At 61.0% G+C, this 21,186-nt stretch carries 18 protein-coding genes; all 18 read left to right on the top strand.

What is annotated here, in order from left to right; genetic code table 11:
• Positions 1-711 (top strand): helix-hairpin-helix domain-containing protein, encoded by a 711-nt coding sequence (locus ACQQ92_RS02285; RefSeq protein ID WP_427795673.1) that lies wholly within the window; start codon positions 1-3, stop codon positions 709-711.
• Positions 708-3,011 (top strand): DNA internalization-related competence protein ComEC/Rec2, encoded by a 2,304-nt coding sequence (locus ACQQ92_RS02290; protein WP_427795674.1) that lies wholly within the window; start codon positions 708-710, stop codon positions 3,009-3,011. The genes ACQQ92_RS02285 and ACQQ92_RS02290 overlap by 4 nt, the downstream gene beginning before the upstream one ends.
• Positions 3,012-3,089: 78 nt before the next feature.
• Positions 3,090-4,052: a DNA polymerase III subunit delta gene (holA, locus tag ACQQ92_RS02295; RefSeq protein WP_427795675.1), complete on the top strand. Its 963-nt coding sequence runs from the start codon at positions 3,090-3,092 to the stop codon at positions 4,050-4,052.
• A gap of 133 nt (positions 4,053-4,185) precedes the next feature.
• Positions 4,186-4,452 carry a 30S ribosomal protein S20 gene (gene rpsT, locus ACQQ92_RS02300; RefSeq protein ID WP_022094714.1) on the top strand — a complete coding sequence of 89 codons (267 nt, stop codon included), beginning with the start codon at positions 4,186-4,188 and terminating at the stop codon, positions 4,450-4,452.
• Between the two features lie 96 nt (positions 4,453-4,548).
• Entirely contained in the window at positions 4,549-6,360 is a 1,812-nt protein-coding gene (lepA, locus tag ACQQ92_RS02305; protein WP_427726840.1) for a translation elongation factor 4, read from the top strand.
• A gap of 4 nt (positions 6,361-6,364) precedes the next feature.
• Positions 6,365-7,408: a tRNA dihydrouridine synthase DusB gene (gene dusB / locus ACQQ92_RS02310; protein WP_427726838.1), complete on the top strand. Its 1,044-nt coding sequence runs from the start codon at positions 6,365-6,367 to the stop codon at positions 7,406-7,408.
• Positions 7,409-7,410: 2 nt separating this feature from the next.
• Positions 7,411-8,643, top strand: a complete 1,233-nt coding sequence (gene hemW / locus ACQQ92_RS02315) for a radical SAM family heme chaperone HemW (protein WP_427726836.1) — start codon at positions 7,411-7,413, stop codon at positions 8,641-8,643.
• 58 nt (positions 8,644-8,701) lie between these two features.
• Positions 8,702-9,805: a DnaJ domain-containing protein gene (locus ACQQ92_RS02320; protein WP_427793467.1), complete on the top strand. Its 1,104-nt coding sequence runs from the start codon at positions 8,702-8,704 to the stop codon at positions 9,803-9,805.
• A gap of 81 nt (positions 9,806-9,886) precedes the next feature.
• Positions 9,887-11,035, top strand: coding sequence for a molecular chaperone DnaJ (dnaJ, locus tag ACQQ92_RS02325; protein ID WP_427795676.1), 1,149 nt, complete (start codon positions 9,887-9,889; stop codon positions 11,033-11,035).
• A gap of 9 nt (positions 11,036-11,044) precedes the next feature.
• Positions 11,045-12,337: a MiaB/RimO family radical SAM methylthiotransferase gene (locus ACQQ92_RS02330; protein WP_427795677.1), complete on the top strand. Its 1,293-nt coding sequence runs from the start codon at positions 11,045-11,047 to the stop codon at positions 12,335-12,337.
• Entirely contained in the window at positions 12,318-13,304 is a 987-nt protein-coding gene (locus tag ACQQ92_RS02335) for a PhoH family protein (protein WP_427717503.1), read from the top strand. Before ACQQ92_RS02330 ends, ACQQ92_RS02335 begins: the two co-directional genes overlap by 20 nt.
• Positions 13,301-13,810, top strand: coding sequence for an rRNA maturation RNase YbeY (ybeY, locus tag ACQQ92_RS02340; RefSeq protein ID WP_427747937.1), 510 nt, complete (start codon positions 13,301-13,303; stop codon positions 13,808-13,810). The genes ACQQ92_RS02335 and ybeY overlap by 4 nt, the downstream gene beginning before the upstream one ends.
• Positions 13,811-13,819: 9 nt before the next feature.
• Positions 13,820-14,197, top strand: a complete 378-nt coding sequence (locus tag ACQQ92_RS02345; RefSeq protein ID WP_427726826.1) for a diacylglycerol kinase family protein — start codon at positions 13,820-13,822, stop codon at positions 14,195-14,197.
• Positions 14,198-14,209: 12 nt separating this feature from the next.
• Entirely contained in the window at positions 14,210-15,283 is a 1,074-nt protein-coding gene (gene era / locus ACQQ92_RS02350) for a GTPase Era (RefSeq protein WP_195838553.1), read from the top strand.
• A 15-nt stretch (positions 15,284-15,298) separates the two neighbouring features.
• Positions 15,299-16,048, top strand: coding sequence for a DNA repair protein RecO (gene recO, locus ACQQ92_RS02355; RefSeq protein ID WP_427748019.1), 750 nt, complete (start codon positions 15,299-15,301; stop codon positions 16,046-16,048).
• 138 nt (positions 16,049-16,186) lie between these two features.
• Positions 16,187-16,465, top strand: a complete 279-nt coding sequence (gene rpsO / locus ACQQ92_RS02360) for a 30S ribosomal protein S15 (RefSeq protein WP_154516313.1) — start codon at positions 16,187-16,189, stop codon at positions 16,463-16,465.
• Positions 16,466-16,615: 150 nt separating this feature from the next.
• Positions 16,616-18,862 (top strand): polyribonucleotide nucleotidyltransferase, encoded by a 2,247-nt coding sequence (locus tag ACQQ92_RS02365; RefSeq protein WP_154516316.1) that lies wholly within the window; start codon positions 16,616-16,618, stop codon positions 18,860-18,862.
• A gap of 653 nt (positions 18,863-19,515) precedes the next feature.
• The gene (locus tag ACQQ92_RS02370; protein ID WP_117654800.1) at positions 19,516-21,186 is read left to right on the top strand and encodes a ribonuclease J; all 1,671 of its coding nucleotides are present in this window, start codon (positions 19,516-19,518) and stop codon (positions 21,184-21,186) included.

Below are 21,186 nucleotides of genomic sequence, written 5' to 3' on the forward strand. Positions count from 1 at the left end.
ATGGCGCAACGCGAGCAACACGAACGGGTTAAACGGATGGACCGCTGGGCAGAAAAGCTGCTCGGCCATAAGGCGATGGTCGTGGCGATTCTGATTGTCATTGCCGCCGCGAGCGGCTTGGCGATGGCAAGTTTTGGTAGCCGCTCCAGCGGCGTGTCGTTTGAGCGTAGTGATGAGGCGGGCGCCTCGGATGTGCGCGGGGCCGGGGATGGGTTACCTGATGATGCCGATGAGTCGTCTGCCAAGAGTTCTTCTGCTGCTGAGGTGTACGTCGATGTTGATGGCGCCGTTGCGAGGCCTGGCGTGTACCGGCTCAAAGACGGAGCGCGGGTGTCCCAAGCGATCGATGCCGCCGGAGGGCTTACGGCTGAGGCGGATGTGACAGGGCTTAATCGTGCGTCCAAGATCACAGATGGTCAAAAGATCTATGTTCCGATGGTGGGGGAGCAACAAGCGGCTGCGGCGGTCGGCGGGGTCGATAGCGGTGCTGCCATGACTGCTGGTGCGGGGTCTTCGTCGGGGCTTGTGAATATCAATACGGCAAGTGCGGCGGAACTGCAGACGCTTTCGGGCATCGGGCCTTCTACGGCCCAGTCGATTATCGATGAGCGGACTCAAAACGGGGCCTTTGCCTCGGTCGATGACCTCATGCGCGTATCGGGGATCGGTGAGAAAAAGCTCGCCAAAATTAAAGATTGCATCTGCGTATGAGTGTGTCCGAGTGCGAGCATGTGATGCCGCCGCGGCCCCTGATGCCGTGGACGATGGCCCTTTGTTCTGGTTTGTGTGCGAGCTGCGGCCTGGTACTTAATGTGGCAGCCGATTTGCTGCTGGGAGAGCGGGCAGCGCCCGTCACATTGCTTATGGCCATTCCCGTTGCGGCTGCCGCGTGCATCGTATTGGCTCGGTTTTGTATGCGTCTTGTGCGGTGGAGGCGATGGCTGTATGCCGCGGCCTTCGGCCTCCTGGCGGGAGCGGTCGTGTCCGCGGGTTGGGCGATAGGGGCGCTGCGTGCTTCGGGGGCACTGGATAATCGAGCTGCGAGCAGTCTCGAGTTTGTTGTACAGGGTGATCCATCCATCAATGACGGGACGTACTCCTATACCTGTGATTCATATGCGGGTGGAAAGCGCTTGGGCGAGATACGGCTGTCGTGTGATCGTGAGCTCGGTGCCGGTTCTCATGTGCATGCTGTCGGTCGAATTTCGCGTTTTGAGAATGATGCGTATGGGCGCTCACGCGTGCTTCGGGGCGAGCTTCGAAAAGTTAAGGTCATCCGGTTGGTATCGGTTGACGAGGGCTTTCCGGGGCTGTTGCCTTGGCTGCGAAACGAGCTCCTTGCCACTATCGCGCCCGAGACCGATCCGGCGCGCTCGCTCATTGCCGGCGTTGTCTGCGGACGCTCCTCCGAGCTGCGTGCTCAGCCGGCGGGCGATTTGTTTTCGGTAACGGGCACCGCACATCTTATCGCCGTCTCGGGCAGCCATCTTGCCATCGTTGGGTTTGTGATTGAGAGCGCCCTGCAAAAGACTCGCCTCTCTCGTGGGCTGCAGAGAGGGCTGTTGGTGCTGGCCCTCGCTGCCTATGCCGTCTTTACGGGCGCTTCGCCCTCGGCCGTGCGCGCGTGCTGTATGGTGGCGGTGACGCTTGTCGTCAACGGCGCCGGACGTCGTCGGCATGGCCTTTCGGCTCTATTTTTGACCATGACAATCTTTATGTTGCTGCGGCCGACAGTATTGTTCGAGATGGGTTTTCAGCTATCGTGCGCCAGTGTTTTTGCCATCCTTTGTTTTTGCCCCTACGCTACCTACGCCTTGGGCGAGCTGGGCGTGCCATCGGGGGTTGCCAGTATTTTGTCCGTCACGCTGTGCTCGCAGATCGCGACACTTCCCGTAACCATTCCCGCATTTGGGATGTTTTCGCTCATTGCCCCGCTTGCAAATGCCGTGATCGGTCCGGTGATAAGCGTGCTGCTCGCATCTTCGGTTGTGCTGGTGCCTTGCTCGCTTGTGCCGCTCTTGCGTCACGGGGCGCTTGTGGTGCCCATGGCTATCGCTCGCTGTGCCCTGTTCTTTGAGCAGCTCTTTGCTGCCGTTCCGGGCGCATCCGTAAGCGTGCCGCCCGATACGCCCTTGGTATACGTGGTGCCTTTTTCGCTGGTGGTCCTCTTGGTCTTGTGGCCACGCCCCAGTGCGCGGCCCATGGCGGTGGGGCTGCTGTGTTTGATGCTTGCGGCGGGCGTTCCGTATGTCTATTGGGATCGATGTGCGCCGCCTTCGGTGACAGTCCTTGATGTTGGCCAGGCCGATGCGATTCTGGTTCGTCAGGGTGGCGCCGTGGCGCTCGTCGACTGTGGGCTCGACGCGCGCGTGGTGTCGGCGTTGGTTCGCAATAACGTCCACCATATCGACGCCGTCTTCGTGACACATTGGGATGAAGACCATTGGGGCGGTCTTCCCGACGTACTCGATCGGTTTTCGGTGGGAACCATTGCGGTTGCGGCGGATGCGCTGGGCAGTGCGCCTGCTGAGGTTCTGAATCGCCCAGGCGTCACGTATCGGCAGGTGGCTCGCGGAGACACAGTCGATATCGGCGCATTTCGGGCTCGTGTGATGTGGCCGTTTGATACGGTTGACGGTGAGGGCAATGAGGACTCGCTTGTCTTGCTGCTCTCCTATGCTCAGGAAGGCAAAAGCCTGCGTATGCTCCTCACTGGTGATGCCGAGCTCGATCAGGAGTGCGAGTTTGTACAGGAGGTGGGTGATATCGATGTGCTCAAGCTGGGGCATCACGGCTCAAAAGTTTCTGTCGATACAGACCTGCTGGAAACCCTTAAGCCCGAGCTCTCTATTGCGAGCGCGGGCGAGGGCAACCGCTACGGCCATCCATCCGATGCCTGCATCGATGCCGTTAGCGATGCGGGCGGCGCGTTCGCATGCACTATCGAGAGAGGCGACATTACCGTCTCGCCGACTGTGGCCGGTTTTGCCATGCGATGTCAGCGACCGTGATGCTGCCGTTGGCGCGGGACCAACCCGTGGGATAGAATGGCACGGTACGAACAGGAGAGCCTGCGGGAGGGGAGCGCGATGTCTGAAACCGGTCTGCTGCCGGCATATCTGATCGTCGGTACCGACGGAGTCAAGCGCGACCACGCCGTCTCGCGTATGAAAGCACGTCTGGAAAAGTCGGGTATGGTCGCGTTCAACCTCGACGAGCGCGACATGACCAAGGACCCCGATATCGAGTCCATTATCGGATCGCTCAACACTTTTCCCATGGGCAGCGAGTTTCGCTTGGTAATCCTTGACGGCTGCTCAAAGCTCGCCAAGGCGGTCTCGGAGCCGCTTGTCGAGTATTTAGCGAGTCCAAGCCCCACAACGGTCTGTCTCATCATCGCCGACTCGCTTGCCAAGAACACGCGCCTGTATAAGGCGATCGCCAAGATCGACAAGAAGGCCGTGATCGATTGCTCCGGCACCAAGCGCTGGGAGCTACCGCGCCGCGTGCAGCAGATGGCGACGCAGCACGGCAAGTCGATCTCGACGGCGGCCGCCGAGGAACTCGTCTCGCGTTCGGGTGAAAACACTCGCATGCTCGATAACGACTTGGCCAAGCTTGCCCAGATGGTCGATGCGCCGCAAATTGAGCTTGCCGATGTGGAACGCTGGATCGTGCGCACGGCCGAAGTTCAGCCCTGGGATTTTCTTAACGCGGTCTCGGCTCGTGATATGCGCCGCTCGCTTGAGCTCTTTGGGCTGCTACCCGCCAAGAGCTATGTGTGGACCTACACGCTGCTGTGCGGACGCATTCGCGAGCTTATCGTCGCCAAGGCGCTCGATGCGCGTGGGCAGGGTCGCGAGCTTGCCGCGACGCTCAAGCTTCAACCCTGGCAGGTTAAGAATCACCTGACCTGGGCACGCCGCTTTTCGATGGCGGAGCTCGTCGCGGCGCTCGAGGGCGCGGTCGATGTTGAGCTCGCTCTTAAGGGTTCGGCCGATTCTCAGAACGCGCTTTTGCTCTGGATTACGAACATCTTGAGAAAATCGTGATGATACCTGTCTATTTGACAAATTCGTTCTATCCCTTTGAGGGGGAGCGTGCTATAGTAGGCGCTTGCATGACCTCACCGTGTCTCAGAGGTGTCATACATTTTTTGCAAGGAACTCGAAAGGAACTCCAGAAGTGGCAAACATCAAGTCTCAGAAGAAGCGTATCCGCACCAATGAGGCAGCTCGCATGCGTAACAAGGCTGTCAAGTCCGAGCTCAAGACGCTGACCAAGCATGTCCAGTCCGCCGTCGCCGAGGGCGACGCCGAGAAGGCCCAGGCTGCCCTCAAGACCGTCACCAAGCGCCTCGACATGGCTGCCGCCAAGCATGTTATCCACAAGAACCAGGCTTCCAACCGCAAGTCCGGTCTTGCCAAGCTCGTGAACAGCATCAACGCCTAAGTTGTAAATTTCACACCACACAGATTACGCGCATAAATGGAGCCTGTTTTATGGAACAGGCTCCATTTTTTGTACCGCTCGGGTAAGATAGTCCGCATGAATACTTCAATTGACATTTCCCACATCCGCAACTTCTCGATCGTTGCGCACATCGACCATGGCAAGTCCACGATCAGTGATCGCATCCTCGAGCTCACCCATACCGTCGACGAGCGCGACATGGAATCGCAGCTGCTCGACACCATGGATATCGAGCGCGAGCGCGGCATCACGATCAAGTCCAATGCCGTTCGCGTTTCCTATGACGCCGACGATGGCGAGACGTATCAGTTCAACCTGATCGATACGCCGGGCCACGTGGACTTCACCTACGAGGTCTCGCGTTCGCTTGCCGCTTGCGAGGGTGCAGTGCTCGTCGTCGACGCCACGCAGGGCGTCGAGGCGCAGACCGTCTCCAACGCGACGCTCGCCATGAACGCCAACCTGGATATCGTGCCCGCTATCAACAAGATCGACTTGCCGTCGGCACACCCCGACGAGGTTAAGACCGAGATCGAGGATGACCTTGCGATTCCTGCCGACGATGCCGTATGCGTATCGGGCAAGACCGGCGAGGGCATCCATGATCTGCTGGAGTCCATCGTCTTTTTGATCTCACCGCCCAAGGGCGATGCGACGGCGCCGCTCAAGGCGCTCATCCTGGATTCGTATTTTGACGAGTACCGCGGTGTCGTCGCCACGGTCCGCGTCTTTGACGGCTCCATCAAGAAGGGCGATACCCTGCGCATGATGCAGGCCGAGGGCGACTTTTTGGTCGATGGCGTGGGCGTCAAGCGTCCCGCCGAGACTCCGGTCGACGCGCTGACGGTCGGTGAGGTGGGCTACGTGGTCACGGGCCTGAAGGACCCTGAGGCCGTTCGCGTGGGCGATACCCTCACGTGGGCGTCGAATCCCTGCCCTGAGCCGCTTCCCGGTTACCGTGAGGCCAAGCCCATGGTCTATACGGGCTTGTTCCCGATCGACAACAAGGATTACGAGAACCTGCGTGACGCTCTCGATAAGCTGCATGTCAACGACCCGTCGTTGGTGTGGGAGCCCGAGACCTCGGTGGCGCTCGGCTTTGGCTTCCGCGTTGGCTTCTTGGGCCTGCTGCATATGGAGGTCGTCAAGGAGCGTCTGGAGCGCGAGTTCAACCTGGACCTCATCGCCACGAGCCCTTCGGTGGACTACCACGTCTACAAGACCGACGGCGCGATGATTGATGTCCGCAGCCCGCAGGATCTGCCCGAGGCTACGCGCATCGAGCGCATTGAGGAGCCCTACCTCAAGGCCAAGATTATCTGCCCGCCCGAGTATACGGGAGCCGTCATGCAGCTCGCTATCGAGCACCGCGGCATTACGACCGACATGATCCACCTCACGAGCAAATCGGTCGAGATGCGCTTCGACATGCCGCTCGCCGAACTCATCCTGGACTTCTTTGACCAGCTCAAGAGCCGCACCAAGGGCTATGCGTCGCTCGACTATGAGTTCAACGAGTATCGTCCCTCCGAGCTCGTCAAGCTCGATATCCTGCTTTCGGGCGACGAGGTGGACGCGCTTTCGTTTATCGTGCACAAGGACAAGGCCTATGGCCTGGCCCGCGGGTTGTGCGACAAGCTTAAGGAAATTATTCCGCGCCAGCTGTTCGAGGTGCCCATTCAGGGTGCCATCGGCAACAAGATCATTGCCCGCTCGACCGTCAAGGCGCGCCGCAAGGACGTTTTGGCCAAGTGCTATGGCGGCGATATCTCGCGTAAGCGCAAGCTGCTCGAGAAGCAGAAAGAGGGCAAGAAGCGCATGAAGGCCATCGGTTCGGTCGAGGTCCCGCAAGAGGCCTTTATGGCGATCCTCAAGGTGGACGAGTAGTTCCATGGCGCTTTCTGAATACAGTACGCGGCTGCTGGGTGCCTATGCCGAGCAGCCGTTCCTTATGGCTCCCATGGCCGGCGTGACCGATCCCGCCTATCGCATCATGTGCCGACGCCGCGGCGCCAATCTTGCCTATAGCGAGATGGTGAGCGTGGCGGGCCTTGCCTATGCCAGCAATAAGACGTGGCGCCTGGTGCTGCCGGCAGACGAGGAGCGGCAGATCTGCGTACAGCTCTTTGGCTCCAAGCCCGATCAATTTGCGAGTGCCGTCGCTGCCGTCGAGGAGCGTGTGGGCGATCGCCTGTCGCTGATCGATATCAACATGGCCTGCCCGGCTCGCAAGGTCGTCACCAAAGGCGAGGGCTCGGCGCTCATGCGCACGCCCGAGCTGGCCGAAAAGATCGTCGAGGCGGCGGTGGGCGCGGCGCACGTGCCCGTGACCGTTAAGATCCGCAAAGGCTTTTACGCCGAAGATCGCAATGCCGCGACGTTTGCCCAGATGCTCGAGGGGGCGGGCGCCGCTGCTGTGGCGGTGCATGGTCGCTGTGCCACGCAGCTCTATACGGGTCAGGCCGATTGGTCGGTCGTCGATGAGGTGGCCGATGCCGTCGAGATTCCCGTTATCGGTTCGGGCGACGTGTTCTCGGCCGAGGATGCCGCGGAGCATCTGCGCAACTCGGGTGCCAGCGCGGTGTTTATCGCACGCGGTATCTACGGTAATCCCTGGGTCTTTGGTGATGCTCGCGCCCTTGCGCTCAATGGCGTACAGGTGCCGGTGCGCAGCTCTGTCGAGCGCCTGGACGCCCTGCGCGAGCATCTCACGCTGACGCATGAGCTTCTGCCGCTCATGTCTCGTGCCCGTACGTATGCAAGCTGGTATCTAAAGGGCATGCCCCATGCTGCCGCCTGGCGTGCCCAGGTGGTGCGTTGCTCCACATATGAGGAGTTCATGGCATTGGTCGATGATATCGAGCACGATGTGGTGGCCTGCGAGGCCGCACTTGCCGCTGGCGAGTCGGTGCCCGCTCATCCGCTGGAGGCCTAACGGTGGCCGTTACCGCGCTGTACGTGCATGTGCCGTTTTGCGCTCAAAAGTGTCGGTACTGCGACTTTGACTCACGCAGCTTTGCTCCGTGCGACCTGAGCGCTGCGCTCGATGCCTATTTTGAGCAGCTGTATACGCGCCTAGATGCCTTTGGAGACACCGGGGCGCTTGCGCAAGTCCGCACCGTCTATGTTGGCGGCGGCACACCGTCGCTGGCGGGAGAGCGTCTGGTGGAGCTTGCCCGGCGTATTTGCATGTGGTGCAAGCCCGTTGAGTTTACCTGCGAAGCTAATCCTGAGTCGCTGACCGCCGAGCTTGCCGCTGCGCTTACCAAGGTTGGTGTCACACGTGTCTCTCTGGGTGTGCAAACGCTCGATAATGCCGAACTTACCGCCATCGGCCGTATTCACGATGCCGATCGGGCGCTCGCTGCCATCACGACGGTTAAGGACGCTGGACTCGATGTGTCGTGCGACCTTATGTGCGGCCTTCCCGGGCAGACCGCAGCGAGTTGGAAGCGCACGCTCGATGGCATGTTGACAGCGGCGCCGCATCATGTGTCGGTGTACCCGCTCACGCTCGAGGAAGGCACGCCGCTCTACCGCATGGCGTGTTACGACGAGTCGCTCGAGCCCGACGAGGATTTTCAGGCTGCGTGCATGGAAGCGGCGCGCGAGCGTCTTGGTGCGGCCGGCTATCACCCGTATGAGGTGGCAAGCTATGCACTCGACGGACATGAGTGCTCGCATAACATCGCCTATTGGACCGGACGGGGCTATCTGGGCCTGGGTCGCTCTGCCGCGGGCATGCTCGACGCCGAGGATTTCGATCGCTTGGCCGGGCTTTATCCCGACGTGCCCGCTCGCGGCGATGCGTATCGCGTGCGTCTGGTGCAACGCGACGATGCCGCGACGACGTTTGATGCCGAGTATCTCTCGCAGCGCGAGGCGGCGGCGGAGGATTTGATGCTCGCCTGCCGCATGACGCGTGGCATTGGGCCCGACCTGTTGGTTCGCTCGGCAAGCGTGATTCCTGCAGACGAGCTGGCGGCGTCCTGCGACCGTGCGCTCGAGTTGGGCCTTGCCACCTGGGTACCCGATAATGTCGAGGGGCATGCGGGGCGCATCACCTCAAAAGATGTTGTAGCAGGTCGCGCCCGCGCCCGTTTAGCGCCCACCCACTTGGGCTGGCTCGATGGAAATATGCTGTTCGAGCTGTTTTGGGGTCTAGCTTAGGCCGCTCGGGTAGAATTACCGCAATATATACGCTGCTGTGAGCAGGAGGTTGCCGCGCATGGCGACGATGAACGAAAAAGATTACTACGAGATCTTGGGTGTCTCCAAGGACGCCACCTCGCGTGATATCCAGAAGGCCTTTCAGCAAAAGGCCCGCAAGCTCCATCCGGACGTCAACAAAGAGCCGGATGCCGAGGAAAAGTTTAAAGAGGTTTCCGAGGCCTATGCCGTGCTTTCGGACGAGCAGAAGCGTGCGCGCTATGATGCCATGCGCTCGGGCAATCCCTTCGCCGGCGCTCCTTCTGCTTCGCCCTATGGCGGCGGCTACGCCGGCAGCGCAGGCTATGGCAATCCCTTTGAGGGCGGCTTTCCCTTTGGTGGCGCCTGGGGCCAGCAGCGTCGCAGCCAGGCTGCCTATAATCCCGAGAACGGCGCCAACGTGGTGGTCGATATTAAGCTCGACGCCAAGGAGGCCAAGGGCGGTGCCCGCAAGACCGTCCGCTATACGCGCTTCGATACCTGTGGTCATTGCGGAGGCTCGGGCTCTGTCTCGTCCGAGCATGCACATACCTGTCCGAGCTGCGGCGGTCGCGGCCACATCGACGTCGACCTGTCCTTCCTGTTTGGTGCCGGAACGTTCCAGTCGGTCTGCCCCGAGTGCGGCGGTTCCGGTAAGGTCGTCGCCGACCCCTGCCCCTATTGCGGTGGCAGCGGGCGGACCCGTGTGACCTCCGAGCAGACGATTGAGTTTCCCGCCGGCACGCATGATGGCGACGAGGTCCATATTGACGGCATGGGTCACGCCGGCACCAACGGTGCCTCGGGCGGCGATTTGGTCGGGCGCGCCCATGTCGAGGCCGAACGCCTGGAGGGCAAGGCTCGTACCGGTTTTTACCTGATGGGCATCGTGGCGCCTTTTTTGGTGCTGTCGGCCATCTCGGGCGTGTTCTCGGCCTTTGCCATGATGTGCTTTGTTCCGTTTGCCATGGGCTTGTTCATGGTGCTCTCGGACGGCGTGCTTCACCGCAGCCTGCTGTGGTGGAAGCGCGGCGCGATGCAGTTTGCCAACGGTTTTGCCAACGGATTTATGTTTGCTCTCGTGTCGGTTTGGTTTGCGAGCTGCTCGCAACGTGCCATGCTTTCGCCCTACGCAATGCAATAACATCAAACCCTTTGTTTGCGGTCGGCCCAGCTTGGGTATAGGACGCACTGTGACAATAATGAAAGTCGGAAGGATTCGGTCGTGTCGGAAAATAGGGATTACTACGAGGTACTTGGCGTCGACAAGGATGCCGACGCGCGGACGATTAAGCGCGCGTTTCTAAAGAAGGCCCGTATCGTACACCCGGACGTTTCGGACGACCCCGATGCCGAGGCCAAGTTCAAAGAGCTCAACGAGGCATATTCCGTTCTTTCCGACGAGCAGAAGCGTGCAAACTACGATCGCTACGGTTCGCCCGACGGCCCCGGTGGCTCCGGCTATGTCGACATTAACGATATCTTTGGCGGCATGGGCATGGACGACCTCTTTTCGTCGTTCTTTGGCGGCGGTGCCGGCGGTGGCGCCCGAAATCGCCGCGAGCGTCGTCGCGGCCGCGATATGGCCATCTCCCTTTCGGTGACCCTTGAGGAGGCGGCGCTCGGTTGCAAAAAGACGATCAGCTATGACCGCCTTGCCCCCTGTGATGATTGCAATGGCACCGGTAGGGCCGAGGGTGCGGCCGAAAAGCAGTGCAGCCGTTGCCACGGCACGGGCTATGTCACGACGGTCCAGCGCTCGTTCCTGGGTCAGGTTCAGTCCTCTTCGCCTTGCCCCGACTGCCATGGCGAAGGCACGGTCATCGACCATCCCTGCGAGACCTGCGACGGTCAGGGCCGCACGCCTTCGCACGAAAAGACCGACATCGATATCCCCGCTGGCGTCTCGACCGGTCGTCAGCTGCGCGTGAGCGGCTTTGGCGAGGCAGGCCTTCGTGGTGAGCCCTCGGGCGACCTGATCGTCAACGTGCGCGTCGCCGATCACGAGCGTTTTAAACGCAACGGCGACGACCTGTACCTCGTGAGCGATATCTCGATTGCGCAGGCTGCGCTCGGCTGCGAGATTAAGGTTGAGGGCATTTTGCCCGACGAGATCGTCAAGGTGTGCGTCCCCGCCGGTACGCAGTACGGCGACACCGTGAGTGTCAACAACTACGGTATGCCCCGTATCGGCGGTGGCGGCTCGCGTGGACGCTTGATCGTTCAGCTGCGCGTGCTCGTCCCCACGAACCTTTCCGCCAAGCAGCGCGAGCTGCTCGAGGCTTTCGCCGCCGAGTCGGGCGACGATGTCGCTTCCGGCAAGAAATCGGTGACCGATCGCATTAAGAGCGCTCTCGACGACATCCTCGATTAAGGAGCCCGCGTGCTCGCACCTCATATCTCTGTTGTCAACCTCGGCTGCCGTGTCAACCGGGTTGAGTCCGACCGTATCACTGCCGATCTTATGCGCCTGGGTTTTGCAATGGTGGAGCCTCAGGATGCGGAGCTGATCGTCATTAACACCTGTGCCGTTACGGGCGAGGCCGAGGCCAAGACCCGTAAGGCCGTCCGCCATGCGCTGGCTCATCCAAAAGAGCCCTATGTGGTCGTGACCGGGTGCGTTGTCAATTTGCACCCCGAGGAGCTTCTGGAGTTTTCGGACCGCGTGATCGCGGAGCCGTCTAAGATCGATGTCGCCGAACGCGTCTGCGAGGTGCTGGGCGTTGAGTCCGATAGCGTGGCCGCCTGTAGCGACGGCGATGTGGTCGACGCGCTCGGTCGCTCGCGTCTGGGTGTGAAGATCCAGGACGGCTGCAACCATCGTTGCACCTATTGCATTGTGTGGAAGGCCCGCGGCCCCGAGCGCTCCGTGCCGGTCGAGTCTGTGCTCGAACAAGTTCGTGAGGCTCAGGAGGCCGGCGTGCCCGAGGTGGTGCTGACGGGCGTGAACCTGGGCGCCTACGATGGCAAGAGTGCGACTGACGAACACGTCGAGATCGATGAGCTGCTCGAGGCCATAATGGAGCGTACGTCTATTCCGCATGTGCGCATTTCCTCGGTCGAGCCCATGGATATCTCCGAGCCCCTGCTTAAGGTCATGGCGCGCTATCCGCAGCGCATCGCCCCGTTTTTGCACCTGCCCGTGCAGTCTGGCTGTACGGCGACCCTGCATCGCATGGGCCGTCCCTATAGCGCCGAGGTATTTGAGGAGACGGTGCGTATGATCCGCGCTAACTTGCCTCAGGCGTCCCTTTCGTGCGACGTCATCGTCGGTTTTCCCGGCGAGACGGACGAGGAATTTGAGGAGTCGCTGGCGTTGTGCCGTCGCGTGGGCTTTTCGCGCATGCATGTCTTCCGCTATAGCAAGCGTCCCGGTACCCTTGCTGCCGACATGCCCGACCAGGTGCCGCCCGAGGTTATGGCTGAGCGCAGCCGTCGTATGCGAGCCGCGGCGCAGGAACTCGCCATTGCCGACGCCCGCCGTCGCGTGGGCACCGTCGAGCGTGCCGTGCTCGAGTATGGCGACAACCTGACGCTCGGTTCGTTCCATCATGCCCGTCTTGACGATACCTGCGGACTCACAGCCCCGTGCCTGCTCGATGTTGCTATCATCGGAGTCGATGATTCCGGCTTGGTCCATGCACGCAGGGAGGTTCATGGAAGCCTCGAAGATTAGACTTACCGTTCCCGATGGAATTGATCCCTCGCGCGTTTTGGGTGCCGGCGACGGTGTCCTTCGTGCGCTCGAGAGCTTGGTTCGCGCCCACGTGGTCGCCCGTGGCGACAGTATCGCCGTGTGCGGTGACCCGGACGAGGTCGAGCTCGTGGCGCGCTTTTTCGAGCATGCTTTTCGCGAGGTTGCCGCCGGACGGACGCTGTCTGTCGACGATGTCTCTCGCTGCCTGGCCGTCTTGCGCGACGGTGAGTACGGGGCTACGTCGCTTCGCGATGATGTGCTGCTGTCGTATCGCGGTCGTGCCATTCGCCCCAAGACGCTCGGTCAAAAGCGCTATGTGGATGCCATCCGCTCGCATACCATCACGTTTGGCTTGGGTCCTGCCGGTACCGGTAAGACCTATCTGGCCATGGCGCTTGCCGTTGCCGCGCTCAAGCGTCACGAGGTGGGCCGTCTGATCTTGACGCGTCCGGTTGTCGAGGCGGGGGAGAACTTGGGCTTTTTGCCCGGTACCCTCGAGGAAAAGATCGATCCCTACATGCGTCCGCTCTACGACGCCCTTTTTGACATGATGGATCGCGAGCGCACCGATGAGCTTATGGAGCGTGGCGTGATCGAGATCGCCCCGCTTGCCTACATGCGCGGTCGTACGCTGAGCGATGCCTTCGTGGTGCTCGACGAGGCTCAAAATACCACGCCCGAGCAGATGAAGATGTTCCTGACGCGCTTGGGCTTTAACTCCAAGTTTGTGATTACCGGTGACCTGAGCCAGCGTGACTTGGTAGGTCGTCGTGGCGGTCTTGCCGACGTTGAGCAGATTTTGGGTCGTGTCGACGATGTCGCGTTTTCGCACCTCGAGCGTGCCGACGTGGTGCGTCACGCCTTGGTGGGGCGAATCGTCGAGGCATATGATGCTTATGATGACGTGCGCGAGAAACGCGTGCGCGACCGAAAGGAGTCCCGTTGAGTGTATTGATCAGCAACGATGCCGAGCTCGATACGCTGCTTGACGCGCAGGAGGTAGAGCACATCTGCGAGGTCGTGCTTGCTGCCGAGGGCGTTGAGCGAAAAGTCGAGATTTCCCTTTCGTATGTCGATGAGGATGAGATGCACGAGCTCAACCACGAGTGGCGCGGTATCGACCGTACCACCGATGTCCTCTCGTTTGAATGCGACTCGGCCTTTGACGAGGATATCCCAGCCGACGAGACGCTCGAGCTCGGCGATATCATCTTGGCCCCGCAGGTCATTGCCCGTCAGGCCCCCGGCTTTGACAATAGCCCTGCCGATGAGTGCCGCCTGATGCTCGTGCATGGCATGTTGCATTTACTGGGCTACGATCATATCGTGGACGACGAGGCCGAGGTCATGGAGGCCCGCGAGGACGCCATCCTGCGCGATCTGGCGCTCGAGCGCGGCGAGGACCCCAAGCTGGTTCACGTCGGCCCCATCACCAACCATGCCCACGACTAGGAGCCGTCTATGATTCCCGGATCGAACAAGGACCATCCGTCCTTTTTAAAGTCGTTCTCCTACGCCATGGAGGGCTTCGTTACCGCCGTCAAGACCGAGCGTAACATTAAGGTCATGCTCGTGGCGGGTGTGTGCACTGTCATTGCCGGCTGCATCGTGGGGCTCGACATTGCCGAGTGGGCTACGATTATCATTTGCTGCGGCCTGGTGATTCACGGCGAGCTGTGCAACACCGCCATGGAGGCGATTGTCGATTTGGCGACCCAGGAGTTCCATCCGCTGGCAAAGCGTGCAAAGGATATCGCCGCCGCCTCCGTATACGTTCTTTCCATCACCGCCGCGATTGTGGGCTTGTTGGTATTTGCCCACGCGCTCGGCTTTATTTAGAAAGGGATCTTCATGTCCGACAATATGCAGCCTATCGATGAAACGCTGGACGACGAGCCCCTGGATGCTGTGGATGCCGAAGCGACTGAGGCTTGCGAGGTCGAGGAGTTCGACCCGTTTGAGGGCATGAGTGACGAGGAGCTCGACGCCCTGTGCGACGAGGACGACAGCCTCGCGGGCTTTGGCGACGTTGAGCCCGGTTTCCGCAGCGGCTTCGTGGCCCTGGTCGGTCGCCCCAACGCCGGTAAGTCCACGCTGCTCAACGCCTGCTATGGCAAAAAGGTCGCCATCACCTCGCCGGTGGCCCAGACGACCCGCCGTCGCATGCGCGCCGTCGTCAATCGCCCCGGTTACCAGCTGGTTTTTGTCGATACCCCGGGTATTCACAAACCCAAGGACGGCCTGGGGTCCGAGCTCAACAAGAGCGCGCTGTTCGAGCTGAACGATGTCGATGTCGTCGCGTTTTTGATTGATGCCACCAAACCGATCGGCAGGGGAGACGCCTGGGTTGCCGAGCGCGTTAGATGCGCCCGTTCCAAGAAGGTCCTGGTGCTCACCAAGGCCGATGAGGCCGATCCCGCACAGGTCATGGAGCAGCTTAAGGCCGCCCACGAGCTCATGGAATATGACGATGAGATCGTGACGTCGTCGGTCAAGAACTTTAACGTCGATGCCTTCATCGAGACCGTTGCGCACTTTTTGCCCGAGGGCCCGCGTTGGTTCCCCGAGGACATGGGTACCGACGCTTCCGACGAGACGCTCGTTGCCGAGTTTGTGCGCGAGAAGGTCTTGCGCCGCACCCGTGATGAGATTCCGCACTCCGTTGGCGTAATCTGCGATGCGCTCGAGCAGACCAAGAAGGTGCTGCGCGTGCATGCCACCATTTACGTCGAGCGCGAGGGCCAAAAGGGCATCATCATCGGTAAGGGCGGCGAGATGATCAAGCATATCGGCATCGACGCCCGTCGCGATCTTGAGCGCATCTTTGGCACGCAGGTCTTTTTGGAGCTGGATGTGAAGGTAAAGGCCGGCTGGCGTGACGACGAGGCCCAGATTCGCCGTTTTGGCTACAACGCCGAGGACTAAGGGCGCGCGGCGCTCATGGCAGGCTCACGGACATATCGCACAAAGGTACTCGTCCTCGATAAGACCAAGCTCAAGGAGACCGATCTGATCTTGACGATGCTTGATGAGCGTGGCCGGCAGGTCCGTGCCGTGGCAAAGGGCGCGCGCAAACCCGGCGGGCGCCTGGCGGCGCGCTGCGAGCTGTTCTGTACCGTCGATATGCTGCTCGCGCACGGACGGTCGCTCGACGTGGTTTCCCAGGCCGAGCTTATGGAGGCGCCGCTCGGCGCCGCGCCCGATTACGAGACGACCTGCTCCGCAAGCGCGATCGCCGAGGTCGCGCGCGTGTGCTCGTTCGAGGACGCCGAGGACCCGTTTACCTTTGCCATTACGCAGCGAGCACTTGCCCTGGTGGGCAGCAGGCTCGACACGGCACATATGGACCTGCTTGTGGCGGCATATGTATTTAAGCTGCTGTCGCACGTTGGCTATCGACCCGATTTTTCGGCCTGCGTACTGTGCGGAGACCCCATGCTGTCGTATTTTTCGCCCCAGGCGGGCGGGCTCATGTGCGGGTCGTGCGCGTCGAGCGTTCCGGGTGCCGAGCTGGTGTCGACCGGCGAGGTCGCATGGCTGCGCGCCCTCATGTCCATGACCTTCGATGCGCTCATGGCCGAGAGGGTCGATCCCCATACTGCCGCCTTTTTGCTGGGGCTTTCGCATGTTTGGGCTGCGACGCACACCGATCAGCGTCTTCGCGCGATGGAATTCATGTTGGGTCGGTGATGATGGGCATACGCGGTCCGCTTGTGGTAACATACCGACCTGTTGGTACCTCGACCTTGGATGCTCGCTCCACCGGCGGCTTCCCAGTCCGAGGCGAATAGAGTCGCCCGCGGGCGACGCGAAACGAAAGGTGAAACAATGACTGTTTCCAAAGAGCGCAAGGCGGAGCTGACTGCCCAGTTCGGTAACACCCCGGTCGACACCGGCAACCCCAAGGTTCAGGTCGCCATCCTGACCGAGCGCATCAAGGAGCTGACCGAGCACATGAAGTCCCACCAGAAGGACTTCCACACCCGTCGTGGTCTGCTCATGCTCGTCGGTCGCCGTCGTCGTCTTCTCTCCTACATCAAGAAGAACGACGTCGTCGAGTATCGTGAGCTCATCAAGGCTCTGGGCATCCGCGACAACATCCAGTAAGGATTTGTACATGCTAAGAGCGTCCTGCGCAGCGGGGCGCTCTTTTTGTGTAAGGGCGTGAACAATCACGCTCTGAAGCGTGGCGGGGGCAGGGGGCCCGCGTCACATGAGAAGCCCGCAGGCAAGGGGCCTGCGGGGTAAAGGAGAACAATGACACTCGTATCCAAGACCTTTGAGCTGTACGGCAAGACCTACACCTTTGAGTCGGGCGAGCTTGCCAAGCAGGCCACCGGCGCCTGTCTGGTCAAGCAGGGCGACACCACGATGCTCGACACCGTGGTCGTCTCCAAGGAGCGCAAGAACTACGACTTCTTTCCGCTGACCGTCGACTTCAACGAGAAGATGTACGCTGCCGGCCGTATTCCGGGTGGCTACCTCAAGCGCGAGGGCCGTCCCAGCGAGAAGGCCACGCTCACGGCCCGCATGATCGACCGTCCTATTCGCCCGAGCTTCCCGGACGGCTTCCGCAACGAGGTGCACATCGTCGCCACCTCGCTCGTCGCCGATCAGGTCAACCCCTTCGACGTCATCAACGTCATGGGTGCCTCCCTGGCCATGACGCTCGGCGGCGTGCCCTTCGAGGGCCCGCTTGCGTGCGTGCGCATCGGCCGCAACGTGGAGACCGGCGAGTTTATCGTCAACCCCACCTATGAGGAGCGCGAGAACTCCGATCTGGACCTGGAGCTGGGCGGCTCTGCCGACTTCATCTCGATGGTCGAGGCCGGCGCCGATGAGATCTCCGAGGACGATATGCTCGCCGCCATGAAGTTTGGCCAGGAGGCCCTCGCTGCCTTCTGCCGGGCTCAGGACGAGTTCGTTGCCGAGTGGGAGCAGGTCAACGGCGCTATCGTCAAGAAGGAGTACCCGCTCGACCAGCCCGTCGAGGAGGTCCAGGAGCGCATCTTCGCCCACTACGACGAGATGGCAGCCGCCCTTCGCGACGCCGACAAGCTCTCCCGTATCGGCAAGGTCGAGGCTTTGAAGGAGTCCATCCGTGCCGAGTTCACCGAGGAGGAGCAGGCCGCTTGGGAGCGCGAGATCCCCGTGGCACTCAAGAAGCTCGAGAAGAAGGCCATGCGCACCATGGTCGTCGAGACCGGTGAGCGCGTCGACGGCCGTGCCGCCGATGAGATTCGCCCCATTATGGTGAAGGACAACTACCTGCCGCTCGTTCATGGCTCCGGCCTGTTCCAGCGCGGCCAGACCCAGGTGCTCTCCGTCCTGTCGCTCGGCATGCTCAACGAGGGCCAGCGTCTGGATACCATCGAGCCCACCGAGGGCAAGCGCTACATGCACCACTACAACTTCCCGCCGTTCTGCACCGGCGAGACCGGCCGCATGGGTAGCCCCAAGCGCCGCGAAATCGGCCACGGCAACCTGGCCGAGCGCGCCCTGCTTCCGGTGCTCCCCGACGAGAACGAGTTCCCCTACGCCATCCGCGTGGTCTCCGAGGTCATGGAGTCCAACGGCTCCTCTTCGATGGCTTCGACCTGCGGCTCCACGCTCGCCCTTATGGACGGCGGCGTTCCCATTAAGCGCCCGGTCTCCGGTATCGCCATGGGCCTGATCCAGGAGGAGGGCAAGACCGTGGTCCTGTCTGACATCCAGGGTCTTGAGGACTTCTTGGGCGATATGGACTTTAAGGTCACCGGCACCACCGAGGGCATTACCGCTCTGCAGATGGACAACAAGGCCACGGGCCTTACCTTTGACATCCTGGCCCGCGCCCTGCAGCAGGCCAAGGAGGGTCGCGCCTTCATCCTGCAGAAGATGCTCGATGTGATCCCCGAGCCGCGCCACACCACGCGCAGCACCGCTCCGCGCATCGTCTCCATCCAGGTTCCGACCGACAAGATCCGCGACGTCATCGGTTCCGGCGGCAAGGTCATCCGCGGCATCCAAGACGAGACCGGTGCTTTGGTCGACATCCAGGAGGACGGCACCGTCTTTGTCGGCGGCACCGGCGAGTCCGTCGACCAGGCTGTCGAGCGCATTAAGCTCATCATCAAGGTTCCCGAGCCGGGCGAGGAGTACACCGGTCGCGTGGTCTCCATCCAGCCCTTTGGCGCCTTTGTCAACCTGCTGCCCGGTAAGGACGGCCTGCTGCACATCTCCCGCGTCGCCAAGGGCCGCGTGGAGAAGGTCGAGGACGTCCTCAACGTGGGCGACGAGGTTAAGGTCGTCGTCATCGAGGTCGATGATCGCGGCAAGATCTCGCTCGATCGTTTGGATAAGCCCGAGGCCCCGGCTCGTGCCGAGGGTGCCCCCGAGGGCGACGGTGAGCACTTCCAGCGCCGTGAGCGTCCGCGTCGCGAGCGCTCCGAGCGCAGCGACCGTCCGCGCCGTCCCGGTGACAACGGAGGCCGCAAGCCCCGCCGTCACCACGACGCCGAGTAACAGCTACACATAAGCAGCTCAACAAGGGCGACTCCGGACAGGGGTCGCCCTTTTGCTATTCCCGGCGGGGTCCGCGGGTAAAGTTTCCTGCTCTACAGTCCTGCTCGCACGGAGAGCACATTAAGTGCTCTCCGGCTCGTGCGGAACTCGCGATAAACTTTACCCGCGGCCCCCGCCGGGAATAGCAAAAGGGCTGGTTGGTGCTGCTTGCGATTTGGTTAGACATTTCTACATAGTCATCAGATTTCCGAGCTGTTGGTAGCTGAACTTTCAGCATATTCCCAGATAAAACCGACCAAAATAAACCTGTCCCTTTTTGGCAGGTCTGGGGCCATCGGGGGCCGGGGCGGGTTAAGTTTGTCGCGAGTTCCGCACGCAAAGGAAAGCACTTAATGTGCTTTCCGTCTTGCGCAGGACTGTAGAGCAGCAAACTTAACCCGCCCCGGCCCCCGACGGCCCCAGACCGGCGGGATGGACCAGTTCAGATGGGGCTTTGATGCATGGGTGGTCTGTTGGTGGGCAAATGGGTATCATGATGCGGTTACTGCATCGACTCCGTGATGCATGTTTGTACGTTCCCGGCGGTCGGTTTGCCAGAAGCGCCCCGTCGGTTGTTCCAGACCCGTTTCGAAGAAAGGAAACCGCACGAACCTATGGCAGCTAAAAAATCATCTCCTTTGAAGATCATTCCGCTCGGAGGCCTTGACGGCATCGGCAAGAATATGACGGTCTTCGAGTGCGGCGACGACATGGTGCTCGTCGACGCCGGCCTTATGTTCCCCGACGACTCCCAGCCTGGTATTGACCTGGTGCTTCCCGACTACACCTATGTTCTGGAGAACGAGGAGAAGCTCCGCGGCATCATCGTCACCCACGGCCACGAGGACCATACCGGTTCGCTTCCGTACCTGCTGCAGGACCTCAACAACAAGGTGCCCATCTTCTCGAGCAAGCTGACGCTTGGTTTCATCGAGGGCAAGCTTTCCGAGTTCCGCATCCGCGCGCCCAAGTTCCGCGAGGTCAAGGGCGGTAGCCATGTCAATCTTGGTGGCATTTCGCTCGACTTCTTCTCTATGACGCACTCAATTCCGGGCGCTTTGGGCGTATTCATTCGCACCAACCAGGGCACCGTTATGCACACGGGCGACTTTAAACTCGACCAGACGCCCATCGATGGCGTCACGCCCGATTATGCCGCCATCAGTCGCTTTGCCAAGCAGGGCATCGACCTGTTGCTTTCCGACTCCACCAACGCCACGGTTCCGGGCTTTACCAAGTCCGAGGCCGAGGTCGGTCCCAACCTGCTGCACGCCATCAAGAATGCCCCGGGCCGTGTTTTCGTCGCGTCGTTCTCGAGCCATATCCATCGCCTGCAGCAGATCTGCGACGCCGCCCGCAAGTGCGGCCGCAAGGTCGTCGTGACCGGACGTTCCATGCTCACCAACACCCGCGTGGCGCGCGAGCTGGGCTACCTCAACATCGACGATGCCGATATCATCGATGCCTTCGATATCGATAACCTGCCTGACGACAAGATCGTCGTCATGTGCACCGGCTCTCAGGGCGAGCCGCTGTCGGCGCTGTCCCGTATGGCCAACGGCGAGCACAAGACGCTCTCCATCCACGAGGGCGATACCGTCATCCTCTCGGCGACCCCTGTTCCCGGCAACGAGAAGGCCGTCCAGCAGGTCGTCAACAGCCTGGCCAAGCTTGGCTGCGACGTGTGGGACAAGAACCGTGCCCTCGTCCATGTCTCGGGTCACGGCAGCCAGGAGGAGCTCAAGCTTCTGATGGCCATGGCCAAGCCCACCTACTTTATGCCGGTTCACGGCGAGGCCGTGCACCTGCGTGCCCATGCCCAGCTTGCCCGTAAGATGGGTATTAAGGATGATCACATCTTTATCCTCGATAACGGTGACACGCTCGAGATGCGCGGTGGTATTGTCAAGCGCGGCACGCCCGTCGAGTCCGGCGTCGTCTACGTCGACGGCCTGCGCATCGGTGATACCGACCCCATCGTCCTGCGCGATCGTCAGAAGCTCGCCAATGACGGTATGGTCACAGCCGTCGCCATCGTTTCGCTCAAGCATAAGAAGATCGAGGCCATCGAGTTCTCGGGCCGTGGTGTTTCTTTTGCCATCGACGATCAGTTCTCCGAGGATGCCTCCGCATCCATCATGAAGACGATTGAGAAGGGCAAGTTTAGCTTTACGAGCAGCGGCTCCGATGCCATTCGCAAGGCCGTGCGCGATTCGCTCTCCAACTTTATCTGGAGCCGTACGCGCACCCGTCCGATGATCATCCCGGTCGTCATGGAGGTTTAG

This window comes from Collinsella sp. SGI.241, from assembly GCF_050312955.1.
Lineage (GTDB): Bacteria > Actinomycetota > Coriobacteriia > Coriobacteriales > Coriobacteriaceae > Collinsella.